At 42.3% G+C, this 14999-nt stretch carries 11 protein-coding genes and 1 pseudogene; 1 reads left to right on the forward strand and 11 read right to left on the reverse strand.

The features are described 5' to 3' along the window. The 11 genes and pseudogenes from ACRC32_RS18140 to ACRC32_RS18190 form a co-directional block, all read right to left on the reverse strand. Window positions 1–215, reverse strand: a pseudogene (locus tag ACRC32_RS18140) (colanic acid biosynthesis acetyltransferase WcaF); the annotation flags it as partial. A 149-nt stretch (window positions 216–364) separates the two neighbouring features. Further along, a complete protein-coding gene (locus ACRC32_RS18145; protein ID WP_438555281.1) occupies window positions 365–964 on the reverse strand; it encodes a YdcF family protein in 600 nt (199 codons plus the stop codon). Window positions 965–1004: 40 nt separating this feature from the next. Next, on the reverse strand, window positions 1005–2225 hold the full coding sequence (locus ACRC32_RS18150) for a glycosyltransferase (RefSeq protein ID WP_438555282.1): 1221 nt from the start codon (window positions 2223–2225) through the stop codon (window positions 1005–1007). After that, window positions 2222–3379 (reverse strand): glycosyltransferase, encoded by a 1158-nt coding sequence (locus ACRC32_RS18155; RefSeq protein WP_438555283.1) that lies wholly within the window; start codon window positions 3377–3379, stop codon window positions 2222–2224. Before ACRC32_RS18155 ends, ACRC32_RS18150 begins: the two co-directional genes overlap by 4 nt. After that, the gene (locus ACRC32_RS18160; protein ID WP_438555284.1) at window positions 3367–4623 is read right to left on the reverse strand and encodes a glycosyltransferase family 4 protein; all 1257 of its coding nucleotides are present in this window, start codon (window positions 4621–4623) and stop codon (window positions 3367–3369) included. The genes ACRC32_RS18155 and ACRC32_RS18160 overlap by 13 nt, the downstream gene beginning before the upstream one ends. Beyond that, window positions 4583–5995, reverse strand: a complete 1413-nt coding sequence (locus ACRC32_RS18165; RefSeq protein WP_438555285.1) for a hypothetical protein — start codon at window positions 5993–5995, stop codon at window positions 4583–4585. The genes ACRC32_RS18160 and ACRC32_RS18165 overlap by 41 nt, the downstream gene beginning before the upstream one ends. Window positions 5996–6059: 64 nt before the next feature. Further along, window positions 6060–7160, reverse strand: a complete 1101-nt coding sequence (locus ACRC32_RS18170) for a glycosyltransferase family 1 protein (RefSeq protein WP_438555286.1) — start codon at window positions 7158–7160, stop codon at window positions 6060–6062. 26 nt (window positions 7161–7186) lie between these two features. Beyond that, window positions 7187–7990, reverse strand: a complete 804-nt coding sequence (locus ACRC32_RS18175; protein ID WP_438555287.1) for a class I SAM-dependent methyltransferase — start codon at window positions 7988–7990, stop codon at window positions 7187–7189. A 23-nt stretch (window positions 7991–8013) separates the two neighbouring features. Beyond that, entirely contained in the window at window positions 8014–8886 is an 873-nt protein-coding gene (locus tag ACRC32_RS18180; protein WP_438555288.1) for a glycosyltransferase family 2 protein, read from the reverse strand. A 53-nt stretch (window positions 8887–8939) separates the two neighbouring features. Then, window positions 8940–10229: a glycosyltransferase gene (locus ACRC32_RS18185; protein ID WP_438555289.1), complete on the reverse strand. Its 1290-nt coding sequence runs from the start codon at window positions 10227–10229 to the stop codon at window positions 8940–8942. 8 nt (window positions 10230–10237) lie between these two features. Continuing rightward, entirely contained in the window at window positions 10238–11299 is a 1062-nt protein-coding gene (locus ACRC32_RS18190) for an NAD-dependent epimerase/dehydratase family protein (protein WP_438555290.1), read from the reverse strand. Window positions 11300–12505: 1206 nt separating this feature from the next. Here ACRC32_RS18190 and ACRC32_RS18195 point away from each other — a divergent pair. Then, window positions 12506–14999 (forward strand): DUF4082 domain-containing protein (locus tag ACRC32_RS18195; protein ID WP_438555291.1); only part of this gene is annotated, 2494 nt, incomplete at its 3' end.

Consider the following 14999-nt stretch of genomic DNA (forward strand, 5'->3'; position numbering starts at 1 on the left):
GTTAGCCGCCAAGGAAACTTTACCCGCACTCCAGGTTTAATACACACAGAGCGACCAACTGTAGCACCAAAACTACGTAGTATCCAGACTTTTAACTTAGAGATAGGTAGCCAATGACTGCGAAATAAAGGCTCTCCGAAAAAATACCACAGGAGTTGTTTCCACAAAGGAGCGCCAGGATTATAAGTTCCGAGAGTATAACGATCTAGATACATATAATTCAATTCATCAGATCGAATTTCAAATATGCATGATGCCTAGAGCTTGGCGATCCCCCAACCTCTTTAACAAGGGGGCGAGAGTTCCTTCCTTAAACAGGGGCTTTGTTCCCCCCTTAAAAAGGGGGGCTAGGGGGGATCTAGTCTTAACCGAAAAGTATTGTCAAACTAGCTCCAGTACGACCTGTAATCATCCACAGCCAGGTGCGACAAACATCACGGTAAATATGAAACCAAGATTCAGGTGGTTTGTTTGATGGTACTGATATGGGAGTCACAGCAATCCCCTGGCTACCAAAGACAAAAAAGGCGATCGCCTTTGCTCTTGCCATATGAAAATCAGATGTAATTAAGTAAACATGTTGAAAATTCCGTTGTTTGAAATCGGCAACTAGAGAGGTAAAGTTAGTTACGGTATCGACAGCGCGATAATCGACATGTATTCGCGATGCAGAGGCACTTGGATCTGCAAGATCGAAGGCTTTGAGATAAGGAGAAGAAATCCATATTTCTAAAGGTGGATGCTGTAAAGCAAAGTCAGCAGCAAAAGTTTCGCGCATTGGATCGCCACCTAAAGCAATAATTGCTTGGGGCAGTGGTCTTTGAGATAGAGCAATTGATAGTCGGAAAGGAATAATACCGAACAGTACGAATAACACAACAGAAGTCGCCAAACAGACAAAACGAGATTTCGTGGGCAGAAAGCACTGTTTTTTATTCAAACTGGCAGTTTTTACTCTTGGCATTATTCGCGCTACATCTCTGATTAGCATGTTGCTGCTTTTTTTATGGCAGCATGACAAAATTCCCTGGATCTGAGAAAGTTGTAGGTATTGGTTGTTGCTCGATCGCTGCTGTGTAAATCGAGATCAGATTTTGGGCGATCGCCTGCCAAGAATATCGTTGACTTGCCAACAGCCGACCGTTCTCTCCCAATTGCTGCCGGAGTTCTGGAGATGATAGTAGTTGCGCGATCGCATTTGTTAAGGGTTCGATTTGACCTTCAACAACCAGCCCAGCCGATGCTACGGCAATTTCTGGTGAAATTTGGATGTCGGGAGTCACGATGACTGGTAGCCCTACTGACATTGCTTCTGCTACGGCAATCCCAAAATTTTCGGAAAAGGACGGCAAGACAAAAAGATCTGAGGCTTGTAGGAGGAGATCTTTATCTCTACCCATAACGAAACCAGTGATGGATGTACGCGAGGAAAGCCCAAGGGATGATACTAAGTCAGTCAAGTAGTTAAGATACTGCGGCTCTCCCGAACCTGCCAAAATAAGATGAAAGTTGTCAATCTGAGTTACTAGCTGGCTGAGGGCATGAATTAACAAATCTGGGCGTTTTTTGGGGTGAAGCCGCGACAGGAACAGGACAACTGGTGTTGTGGTAGGTATACCGTAAGTTTCGTATAGCTTTTGCTTAGCATCGGGCAGTTCTATCGGTCGATTGACTCCTAAAGGTAAAGTGAAACTAGGTGTTTGAATGCCAAAATTTCGGACATCCTCGGCTTCGCCTGGAGCAGTGCAATGAATAAGAGCGGCACAATTGAGATTGTGGCGCTCAATTACAAATGAATATATCCGTTTTTTTAGCCAACTTTGAGACAAAGCCCAAGGAGTTAACTGTCCCATAGTACGCATAGTGTAGGGAATTCCTTGCAGCCTAGCAATTAGGGCAGCGCAAGCGGGAGCATAAGAAAAAAGATAGTGAGTTGCTATCAGATCGTAATCTCTTGCGTGTTGCCAAAGCCAACGGGTTAGAGCTGCTGAAAAAATAAATTCTTTAATTGGTGGTGAAAAACGCGGAAAAAACCAAATCGGGACTTGCTCGTACTCAATTCGCCGATTGAGCGGCACGTCTAACAATTCCGAACCTTTATCGTTCGTAGTGGCGATTTCGGCATCAATTCCATGTTCGCGCAAAGCTTTGACTAGATTGAGAACAACTTGAGTCGGTCCCCCTAAAGCAGGATCGACCGAAGGAATAACGTGTAAAACTTTCATTGACTGCCCAAATTGAATTTAATTAAGTTATTCATCGTTTGTTTAAATTGCTCGAATCCGAAAGTATCGATAACTTTCTGTCTTAAAACTTCAGGTCGATAAAGAATTGGATGCGAATAAGTGCCTTGTAAAATTTGAATTAAAGTTCGGGCGATCGCGTTTGTATCGTCTGGATCGACCAACGCCCCTAGTTCTCCATGACAAAGGGCATCAATTGCTCCATCTCGATTTCCTCCTAGAGTCGGTTTGCCACAGGCTAAAGCTTCTAGGTAGACAATCCCAAACCCCTCGCCTTTACTCGGCATTGCAAAAACATCACACAAGTTATAGTGATCGCCAAGTTCGGCATCGGCAATAAATCCAGTTAAGGTCACGCAGTCTTTTAAATCAAGTTTCGCGATTAACTGTTCGATTCGAGGGCGATCGCTACCCTTGCCAGCAATCAGATAACGAACGTTGGGAATCTGACGGCGAATCTCAGGCAATGCTTGCAAAATCTGGTCGTATCCTTTGTAACGTTCGCGGCAATCTAATCTAGCAACAGTTAAAATTACTGGTTGTTCCGGTGTCAGATTGTAACGCTCTAATAAGTATTGCGGCTTTGGCTGAATATTGAAGCGGTCGACATCAAAAGTGTTTGGTAAAAGCGAGACTTTTGCCGGATCGAGATTTTGCTCTTGGAGCAAGCGATCGCGTGTATAGCTACTGACGGCAAGAATGCGGTCGGCATGGTGCAGGGCTTTTTGTAGAGTAGGTTTGTTAATATCCCAAGCTTCTACACCGTGGGCGATCGCCCAGTAACGCATCCCAGTTAGCTGTTTCAACCAATAGGCAGCAACAGTAAAATTTAGGTGAGTCGCGATCGCTAAGCTAGGTCGCTGCCATAGTCCCGCTCCACAGATCTGAGCGGCAAAGCCAACTGTTCGCAATGGCAAAGGTAAAGAGCCAGTACAGTAAAACTGAGTATTGGGCGATCGGGCAAGATTGGATGGCGATCGAGTGTCGTGCTTGAGATAAACCTGATAGTGCCAATTTGGATATAAGCTTTCTAAGGCATTGAGCAAGAAAGCCGAATAGACTTGAATTCCGCCTTTAAATTCAAAAATATTCGGAAACCACAAGTGACAGTTAGTGCGATCTGCTAATTCTGGCATAAAAGCTCCTGGACGCGACTGGCTAATTGCTGTCGATACAATCCCCACGTTAATTGCTCGGCTTTGCGGCGAGCAGCTTGTCCCATTTGAGCTAATTCTTGGGGGTGGGAATAACACCATTCCAGTTTTTCCTTCAGAGCTTCGACATCGCGAATAGGGATAATGAAACCTTCTACCCCGTCTGTAAGAATATCTGGACCAGCAGTATTGGATGTCGTGATGACAGGAATCCCGCAAGCCATTGCCTCTAGCAGTACGAGTCCAAATCCTTCTACAAGCGAGGGAAACACAAAAACGCTTGCGGCGCTATAGTACTCGTTCAACGCCGCGTGAGGGAGAGATGGAATATAGCGAAAAGTATCTCTATATTGAGTTAGCCAGTTGTCGGGAAACTCGTTAATGCCGATCGCCAACAGCTCGGCATCAGGTAGTTGTAGTTCTTGCCAAGCTTGTAATAAGTAGTGGAAGCCCTTGCGAGGTCCAACGCGACCGACAAACAAAGCGCGAAACAGCCGATCGGGTTTAGTTTGCGGGTGGAAATAATCAATCGGTGCGCCGTAGGGGATAACGCTAATTTTTTCTGGTTTGACACCCACATCTAACAGCGATCTTTGGGTAATAGAAGATGCAACAAATATATGGTCTGCCAGTTGAACTTCCCGTTCCTTGCGCTCGATCTTCCAAGCAGGTTCCTTGACTGCCTGTAATGCTGGCGCTAGCTCTGGAAAACGTTCTGCTTCCTGGGCTTGGAGATCTCGACTCATGCGATAGAAAGGAATTGGGAGATCGTACAAGCAGAGAATTCCGCGTTGTTTCGCAACTTCAAATGCGATCGCCGCACCATCTTCGTAGGCATAGACTGCATCTAAATTGTGCAAATGATGCTGGGAAACGTGGCGGTCTAGAGAGACATACACCCAATCGATCGGTCCTTGACGACCTAAGTTCAGCCAACGATTCAACTTAGTTTTGACTAATGCTAGACGTATGGCTTCTTGCCAAGGGTGCGATCGCATGGATGCATTTGCGGGTGCAGTCCACGCCCTCCTACCCAATTCCAGCGCCAAACGACTGCTAATTTTCTGCGGTAGTAAGTTTAAGTAGCGCGATAATACTCCCTTGGGATTGTAAGCAATTGTCGAGATCGCTTCTTGGAGTAAGTTAGCTTCCCCCAAAGCTAGGGCAGCATTGCGGGCAAAGGGATTACTGGTAGGGTGAATCAGGGAGATACGTGGATGAGACATTGTGTTGTTGCAATAATTGTTGTTCTCGATACCAGCTTTCTATCGACTCTAATCGTGGTAAGAGAAAGATAAAGCCACTGAAAAACCAGTAGTAAGGCAAGAAGGTAGGTTGAGTCACTAGTTGGTCGTAGATTCCAATTGTCTGGATCAGTAATGCTGTCAGTGCTAATTGACGCAAAAATGGTTTTTTCAATTTACAGAAAACTAGCCAAATCGCAATGAGAATACTCAATCTAAGTCCGTACCACAGAAAAAAACCAATCGGACCTAACTCCAAAACTATTCTGCCTGGTTCTTCTTCATAGTAGGTTGGAATAACTGCACCATCTGGTAGATTTAGCAATCGGCGAAGTGTTTGACCCCCTGGTTGTGTTGCTCCAGTGCCATAGCCATCGAGTCCTTTGTACTGGATAAACTCGAAAGGCTGGGTAAAGGTTGCCGTAATACGTGCAGTCACATCTTGATTAGAATTTGACCGTAACAAAAAGGCATTAATTGCTGGTTTAAACCAGATAAAAGAAACTAGAGAAATACATATAGCTGGTAATAAGAATTTTCTGAGTAGAGATATGTTCTTTTCAGGCTGAGTCAATCCTTTAACAGTTATAAAGCTAAAAAAGAATAATAATAATGCAAAAACAACACTACGAGAGCCAGTCATGCAAGAGTTAATGACTATCAAAACTAGTTCAAAAATAGAAGCCCATCTCCAAAAACGTGACTGCTGGAGTGACAAGAAGGAAATTAGTAAGCCGAAACATATTAATAGATATACTGCATAGCCATCTATGTAGGAAAATGTGCCTGTGACGCGAGCAAACTGGGTTGCTCCTGCAACCCCAAATGTAGCTACTTCCTTCAATTGACTGGGAGCATACACGTTGATTGGACTGTTAGCAGGACTAAAGAACTGAGCAATACCTAAAAGACCAACAGGAATGACTAATAAAAGATGGAAACGCAAAAATTTATATAAATCTTGTTCCGATCGAAATAGGGTCGGCAGCATCCACATCAAGGGAATGTAAAAGATATAACCTCTGAGACCAAAAATTCCTACTAGAGGTGAACCTAAGCTAGGATTAAAAACTTGTAATACACACCATATACTCGTAAAAATAATTAAAATAGAAATAGTGCGATTTTGAATTGAAAATCTTCTACTTGAAAAAACAAAATATTGCAGATAAGCACCTAAAAGAACTAAGTCTTTTAAAAAATAAATTGCGTCGCTAGCTTGAGGTAACACCCATTTGCGCAATGCACCCTCAATCACAAGAATGAAAAACACAGCTTTAACAGAGCCACGCCAATTTAGTGCCGAGATCCCAACAATACATAAAATAGCGATCGCAGCAATTAGTAATTTCACTCAATCATCCTCTCAAAAATAGATAAATATACCTTGAAAATTTGCTTTAAAATCTTAAATAAAGTCATCCTATATTTGTGCATATATTACCCAATCCGTGGGTGACAAAGTTCTGAGTCTGCACTGATAAATTATGAGTTTGATACCAGGTGTAGGCATGACTAGCGATCGCCTGCACCTCGACGCAATCTGTTATCTCTGTGATGCGATCGCTGAAAACCCAGTAGTGTTTTCCTGGTTCTATGCCATCTTGTGTTGAAGTATAAACTCTAGGACTCACAGTTAATATGCCATGAGCGCAGTAAGCAGCAAATACGCCTGATTTTGCCAAATACTCTAGATGGTAATTAAAGAATCCTGCGAAGGAGTTGAGCAGAATTTCACTAATTTCTGGAGCAGATAATTTACCTGTTTCTACTATTGGTATGCCTTGAATTGAAGATAAAACTAAACCTGTTGGCGCTCCGATATCCAATATTTCTTGAATATCGAATAACTGACAGACTTGGCTAAGTTCTTTCAAGGATTGACGATAAGCTCTTTTGCGAATGCTAGGACTACCAAACACCACTAAGCGCCGAGAACGTTCTGTCAAGCGTGGTATTTGCTTTGGTTCTCCCACATTAGAAAAGACGGGTAGCGTGGGAATCTGACTCTGTTTCCCCTGACTTAACTGATACAAAACTTCTGCATAATTTTGATTACTTGTCAAGCAGCGATCGCTAATTTGAGACAAACGACCAGCTAGTTTTTTTTGCCAATCGGACAACCAAAAAGAACTCGTCCAAGGTAGCTTTCCAGAAGCATAAACTTCATGGAACATCGTTACTAAATTCGAGTTAGGAGTATTTCTTTTCCAACGTTCTAAGCCTTCAACTAACCAAACCGGACAGCCTCGCTTAGCATAACCGTAGCCGACGTAATGTAATAAGACTGTAGTTGGTTTGCTTGCTAATAAGGATAGTAAAGCTGTGGCGGAACGTTCGTCTACTGAATTAATTAGAAAATCTTCAATTTGAGTATTTCCAGTCCAAGCCGCATCACCGATCGCAAAATGAGTTTTGAGATTAAAATCATTGTAAAGCTGCCGTGCCAGATTTAAGGCGTAATCTCCCAAGCCATCTATTGCTGGAGGTAGCCGTGGGACAATCTGAATGATATCCATTAAAGTCACTGCATTAATTTTTTCAACTAGGCTATACGAGTCAGTAAAACAGCAACTCCAGTGTGGATTTTTTTTCGCAAGACTAATGGCAAAGCTTGCGTAAAATTTTCACAAGCATCAACCCAGCTAGGAGCGAGAAAATTCAATAATTTTCCTAGTTTTAAATGACCGTTAGTTAGTGGATTTGTAAAAATTCTTGTCTCTTGAATCGATAATCCAGCTTGATGAATTATACTTTCTATTTCATCTAAATGTAATAAAAAGATATGACCGTCTGAATTGGGTTGAAATTGTATTGCTTCAAACTGGCTGGGGTCGGGACAATCCGAAAATTTAGGCAGACGATTTTGAAAATATTCGCCATTTGGCGTACTCATGACTATGTGACCTCCAGGCTTCACCATCTGAGCTATTTTCTTCAGAAACAGATCGGGATGAGCAACGTGTTCGATAACTTCAGTAATTAAAATGACATCAAATTCAGCAGCAAACCCTAATGTGAAAACATTTCCCGGTTTGTAGTGAATAGTTCCATACTCCCATTTCAGTTTGACGTAATCAACCAATTCTTCACGAAGATCGTTCCAGGTAACTTCATAGCCTAGCTCTGCTAAAGTCAAACTAAAGTTGCCCTGTGCAGCAGCTACATCTAAAATTTTTGCTCCTGGTTGTGTTACTTTTTGAACTAACTCTAAAGTATGCTTATATCGATGAGAATACGCATAGCTATATCCACGATAACTAGTTTCTCCATACATTTCTATTAAATCGTATGAATAACTTTGTTTCCAACTCTCCGACCAATGGCTTTGAAGACTAATTGTTTTCATTGTTAGAATAAAATGTTAGTTTTTTAGTTATTTTTAAGTGTGTTCATGCTTGTCAATTTATAGCGCCATAGTAGTACGCTCATGTATAAGTATGCAAAATGCTCTAAAAAAGCTTCGTTAATTCCAGTGAAGTTAAATCTCAAAATTGCCGGAATTGTCTGATTGACAAAACTCCGTAAAGCAAACAATAAATAATATACAGAATTAATATTTACCAATTCTTCAGCATGAATAGATAAGTAAATAAATGTTGCTTCTCGATGTTGTTTGATTTTGTTCCATCCTCCCTTGGCTCTCCAGGGATGACACACAGAAGCAGTTTTCACAAAAGAAAACTTATATCCACTCTTGACAAGTCTTAATCTAAAATCTACATCTTCCATCGCAGCGTAGGGAAATCGTTCATCAAAACCAGTGAGAAACTCAAAAAGTTGCTTTTGTACGGCAAAATTACACGACCATAAATAACCACCTGACTCATTAATAGGTGAAGTTTCTGCAAGGCTTCGTCTTGGGCGATCGACATAAGTTCGCCCCTCAAAAACTAGATAAAATGGCTCAGTAATTTTAGCTTGAGCATAGGCTTCTAGCCATTGAGGATCTGGGAGACAATCATCATCCGTAAAAACTAGCCACTCACCACTGGCATATTTTGCCCCATTATTTCGGTTTGCTGCCGGACCTTTACGAGGACCGGATACCCACTTTACCCAAGGAAAACACTCGCGAATCATTTGCTCGGCAGTTACTTCAGAACCATCATCAGTAACAATGACTTCATACTGTTCAAATGGCAGAGTTTGAATCTCAGGTGCTAGACACTGTAGGCATTTTGCTAGTAAGTCATTGCGCTGGTAGGTTGGGACGATCGCAGAAAATAAAGGCATCGAATTCATGCTTCTACTAAGACTTGTAAGGCACGGTTATACTAATTTCGATCTACGCTCTATTAATTACAGTCAGAAGCTAAAAGTTTGTCGCTCGAAGATTTTTTTGTTTTGAGTATGCGATCGCCTTTGATATTTTGACTAAAAATCTGCTTAACATATGACTGAAGTTTCTCAGTCACTATTTTTTTATCGAAATTCTCATTCAAAACGTTAAAAGCTACTTCTGCTATTTCTTGATGTAAGGTTTTATTCGGAATTATATCCATTAAAAAACTCTCGATTGTATTAACTTGGTTCGTTTCACAAACAAGTCCACACTTCCATTTTTTTAAGAATTGATTACAAGCAGAGTAAGCTGGACCGCAAGCTAAAATTGGTCTACCAGCAGCCATATAGTCAGTCAACTTAGTTTGTACTGAAGAACGAGTCATGTGCGCGTATTCAGGTAAAAATGATGAAGCGACAAGTAGTAGATCGGCACGCTGGAGATAGTTATTGAGTTCTTGATAGAGAATTATATCGCCATACGTTACTTCCCACTGCTTCCATTTTTCTCTGTATGGATTCCAGAAACATTTGTCTGTATGCACCACGAGTTCAATATCTTTTCCATCGCATCTGAGCTGAAAAATTGCTTCAGCGATCGCGGCTATTGCATCATAGTGCATCGACCAAATAGAACCAGCATAGACAATTTTAAACGTACCTTCATGGGTAATAATTGTATCAGGCGGCTGCTTGTCTGATAAGTCAACAGGATTATGAACGATCAGCGAACTTTGAGGTTTTATCTGATAGCGTTTTGACAATTCATTTTGTAATTGCTCGCTAATCATCAACCAGCCATCTGCCTGTTTTAAAAGTTGAGTAGCCGTTTTTTGAACGCTGTTCGATAACCACCGCGAGTTATCGCACGCGATCCAATCATCCATGAAGTAAATCAAGGATGGACATTGAAAGTATTGAGTTAATTTATAACCCATGAGTAAACACAAAGATGTGACCGGACAAATTAAAATAATTTCCGGCTCAAATTCTTCTAGTTTTTGTAAATTTGAAATAGGCAGCCAATCGAGCAATTGTAGATTTATTCGACTGATTAAAGGATTAAGAAATCTTCCTAATCGATTATGTACTAGGGGTAAACGATGTCCAAAAAAGGAAAGCACTTGGCGATCGAATGGCGAACTTGTCGGGTTAGACTCTAACTCGTGTTCGGGACAAAACAACATCAGTAATTCAGCAGGGTAGTTATCAAATAAATTGACGAGAGTTCGATTAACCCCCTTGCCTTCTTGACTTAAGGTCGCTTCAGTAACTAATAAGATGCGAGGTAGATTATCAACCATAATACGCTCTATGCTACCTCTTGAAGTCTTTTTGTCCAAGTCGTTACAATTTCCAAAAATATCAATTTCAAAGGTTTGGTAATAGACCAATTAGAGTAGTGATTCTGCATTTTACGGAGATCGCTGTAGTAGCAAATATGATCTCCTTCACGATTTTTATCAACATACTCGTACTGCATTTTTTTATGAGTCAGCGAAGCCACAAGCTCGAAAGCTTCCAAAATAGAGCAAGTATTATCCTTGCCACCACCTAAGTTATACACTTCACCACAGCGGGGTGTTTGGATAAACTCTTCAATGAAACGAGCAACATCATAGGAGTGAATATTATCTCGTACTTGTTTTCCCTTATATCCGAAAACTTTGTACGTGCGATTTTCTAAATTACATTTCACTAAGTAACTAAGAAATCCATGCAGTTCTACACCACTATGATTCGGTCCTGTCAAACATCCACCACGCAGGCAGCAAGTTTTGAGTTCAAAATATCGACCGTACTCTTGAACCATAACATCAGCTGCAACTTTAGAAGCACCAAAAAGAGAATGCTTCGATTGGTCAATGCGGAATGATTCAGGAATACCATACTGATAAGTTGGCTCGGCATATTCCCATCGGGTTTCTAACTCCATCATGGCAATCTCATTCGGTGCATCTCCGTACACTTTGTTAGTAGATAAATGTACGAAAGGAGCCTCCGGCACAAATTGGCGCGTTGCCTCCAAAAGGTTTAGCGTTCCTACTGCATTGGTGTCAAAGTCATCGAAGGGAATTGCTGCTGCTCGGTCGTGGCTGGGTTGTGCTGCTGTATGCACGATCGCCTCTGGTCTGAGACTTTCAATGAGATCTAGGACTCGTTGGCGATCGCGAATATCTATTTCATGATGCACGAAACCTTTAATCAGAGATTCCAAGCGCTTTTGATTCCAACGAGTATCTCCTTGGGGTCCAAAGAAAATAGCTCTTTGATTGTTATCAACACCATGAATTGCCCAACCTTGGCTAGCAAAATGCAGGCAAACTTCAGATCCAATAAGTCCCGACGATCCAGTTACTAGTAATTTCTTCATTCAGAATTATGCCCTCTTGCTTTTCACAAGACTTTGTATTTCTAGTACAGCAAAGCCTCGGATTTATCTTGGTTCAAGGAGAATAACGTAATATTTTTTAGTAGTGTCAAGCTCTCTCTACCAGCGTTACCTACATTGAAGTATGAGAGATTTAAAATCTCGCAGATTTATATACTTCAAATGTAGGTAAATTATGTATTGAACAAACTTTTTTTATTTAGTCCTTACTCAGTCAATTTACGAATAAACTGTAATTCTTTCTTTTTCGCGTGTCCAACCGCAATTTTACTGATAATTATATCTGACTCGATCGCAACCGTAAATCTACTTAAGTAAATGTACGGCAATTGAATTGTATATATCTCAAGAAAATTCTAGCCTACAGAAATGCTGCACAATCGCTGCATTGCCCGCATCTCATGCGCTGACCAAACACGCATGACTGATGTTAGCCTAACTATCCGTGAAATCTGTGGGGTCTACTGCGCTCCCATAATGTTACCTCCTTATTTCCCTCAAGACCTTTATACAACCGAGCTTCAACAACCTACCAAGCCACTCTCTTTACAGTTTATTTAACATTTAGCTTCGTTTCTTCACCGTCTTTTGCTTTGAAAACCATTTTTTTAGTATTTAATGTAACTATCACTAGCAGTAAAAACACTGAAGGCAGAAATGATGATTTTCTCTTTTAGCTAAAAAATATATCTCTATAATTTCAAGCTATTGACTTCGGTTAGGAAGTACTAGAGCGCCTACGGATGCACCCTAGCTGCAATCTTTTCATTACATTTATCTTTTTATAGTTTTTATGAAGTTTATTTCTGCGATCTTAGAACAATTGACATTTTGTTAATCCTAGTTAGAGAAATTGCAACAGATAGTCTAAAAGCGGAGAAATTAAGTTTTTGATGTATTGAATTTGCAGATGCGATCGTTACAAGAAACAACATGCATCTACTACTAATAAATAATTTAGTAATTGCGTTAACTTCTTTAGTTTTTTTTGAAGTCAAAAATGAAAAAGCGCAAGAGCTATTTTTTAATAAAACCTAAATCATTTCTAATTTAAATATCACGAATAAGCCAGCATTAAATGCCTACTAATTAGGTGAATTTTGCCGTGCGAGTCAATCAAAATTAGACCAACAGCTCCGTTCAAACCTATTTATTTCTATTCATATTTGTAATTTGGCAAGGATTCCCATGAAACGACATCTCAAGTATTTCACATTATCTGTATGCACATTTCTCCTGAGCGCGGGTCAAGCATCTGTACTCATGACGACACTACCCTTGCCAGAGTTACAAACATCAGCTGCTGTTGCTGCACCATTGCCTAATGCGGGACCAGGTGGACCGATCCTAGTCATAACAACTACTTCCGACCCTTTCAGCGACTACTATGCCGAGATTCTGCGAAATGAAGGGCTGAATACATTCAGTGTCAGCGATATTTCCTCAGTTTCCTCAGAGATGCTGGCTAACTACGACGTAGTTATCCTTGCCAAGATGACCCTAAGTCCCACTCAGGTGACGATGTTTAGTAACTGGGCAGCTAGTGGTGGCAATCTGATTGCAATGCGTCCTGACAAGCAGCTCAGTAGTTTGCTTGGTCTTACTGATACAGCTTCCACACTCTCCAACGGTTATTTACTTGTAGATACGTCGAAAGCCCCTGGTAGTGGCATTGTTAACCAAACTATCCAGTTTCATGACATAGCCGATCGCTACACTCTAAACGGTGCTACTAGTGTCGCCATGCTTTATACAAACGCAACCGCAGCAACATCTAACCCAGCGGTAACGCTGCGTAGTGTTGGTAGTAGTGGTGGTCAGGTCGCCGCATTTACTTACGATTTAGCGCGTTCGGTCGTCTACACCCGTCAAGGAAATCCCGCCTGGGTTGGGCAGGAGCGCGATGGTTTCTCACCAATTCGCTCTAGCGACTTGTTCTTTGGTGCGGCAAGTCACGATCCTCAACCAGACTGGATCGATCTGAATAAAGTTGCTATTCCGCAAGCTGACGAACAACAGCGTTTGCTAGCAAACTTAATTCTGACCATGAACCTTGATAAAAAACCCCTCCCCCGTTTCTGGTATTTTCCGCATGGCAAGAAAGCAGTTGTGCTGATGACTGGCGACGATCATGCGAATGGAGGAACTGTAGGTCGGTTCAACCAATACAAAACCATGAGTCCGGCTGGTTGCTCTGTAGAAGATTGGGAATGCGTTCGCGGCACTTCATATATTTATCCCAACACACCAATAAGTAATGCACAGGCAGCTGCTTTCACTGCTGATGGTTTTGAAGTGGGGTTGCATGTCAACACAAACTGTGCGAATTATACGCCTACTTCGCTTCAGACTTTCTATACACAGCAACTTAATGCGTGGAGTGCCCGCTTTCCCAGCGTACCTGCCTCGCCAAGCCAGCGACACCACTGCGGTGTTTGGAGTGACTGGGCTACCGCGTCCAAAGTGGAGCTGAGTCAAGGAATACGGCTCGATACCAACTACTATTTCTGGCCGCCTAATTGGGTAGGCGATCGCCCAGGGTTCTTTACTGGAAGTGGTATGCCAATGCGCTTTGCCGATCTGAACGGGACGCTCATTGATGTCTATCAAGCAACTACCCAAATAACCGATGAGTCGGGACAAACATACCCTTTCACAGTCAATACTCTACTCGATCGCGCCCTTGGAGCAGAGGGATATTACGGTGTTTTCACGGTCAACGCACATACTGATAGCAACATCTCAGCAGTTTCCGATGCAGTGGTTACCTCAGCACAAACCCGTGGTGTACCGATTGTTTCTGCCCGTCAAATGTTGACCTGGCTTGATGGTCGCAACAACTCCTCATTTAGCGGGTTGGCATGGAATAACAATACTTTGAGCTTTGCGATCGCGCCAGGGACAGGTGCAAGAGGACTGCAAGCAATGTTGCCAGCGCGATCGGCTGCTGGAACAGTTGCCAGTATTACGCTTAACGGCAGCCCAGTTACTTACACAACACAGCAAATTAAAGGTATTCAGTACGCCTTGTTCTCAGCTGCTAGCGGAAACTACGTTGCTACATACACTAACGCGACTACAGACGCGACTCCACCCAGCATCAGTTCTACTTCTCCCAGCAACGGAGAAACAAACGCCAGTCTTGGATCGAGTCTCACAGCCACCTTCAGCGAGGCAATCGATCCAGCGACAATTAATGCAAATACCTTTGTATTACAAGATTCAACTAATGCGATCGTCCCTGCTACCGTCACCTACAATGCAGCTACCCGCACCGCCACATTGCAACCGAGCAGTTCGTTAGTCACAGGCAGGACATATACCGCTACCGTCATCGGTGGGACGAGCCAGCCTCGCGTTCAAGACTTAGCAGGTAATCCCCTAGTCGCTAACTTCAGATGGTCTTTTACTACAACATCGTCTAGTTCGTATAGCTTCTGGAATGACACGGCAACTCCTACCACAGCAGCCAGCTCTGACACTCAAGCCGTGGAATTGGGAGTCAAGTTCAAGTCAGAGATCGATGGTTATATCACTGGCATTCGCTTCTACAAAGGCAGTGGAAATACTGGTACATACATTGGCAATCTTTGGACGAGTACGGGGCAGCGACTAGCAACCGCTACCTTTAGCAACGAAACTGCTACGGGTTGGCAACAAGTCAACTTTGCTCAACCAGTGG

The sequence above is a fragment of the Chroococcidiopsis sp. genome (genome assembly GCF_051657925.1).
GTDB lineage: Bacteria > Cyanobacteriota > Cyanobacteriia > Cyanobacteriales > Chroococcidiopsidaceae > Chroococcidiopsis.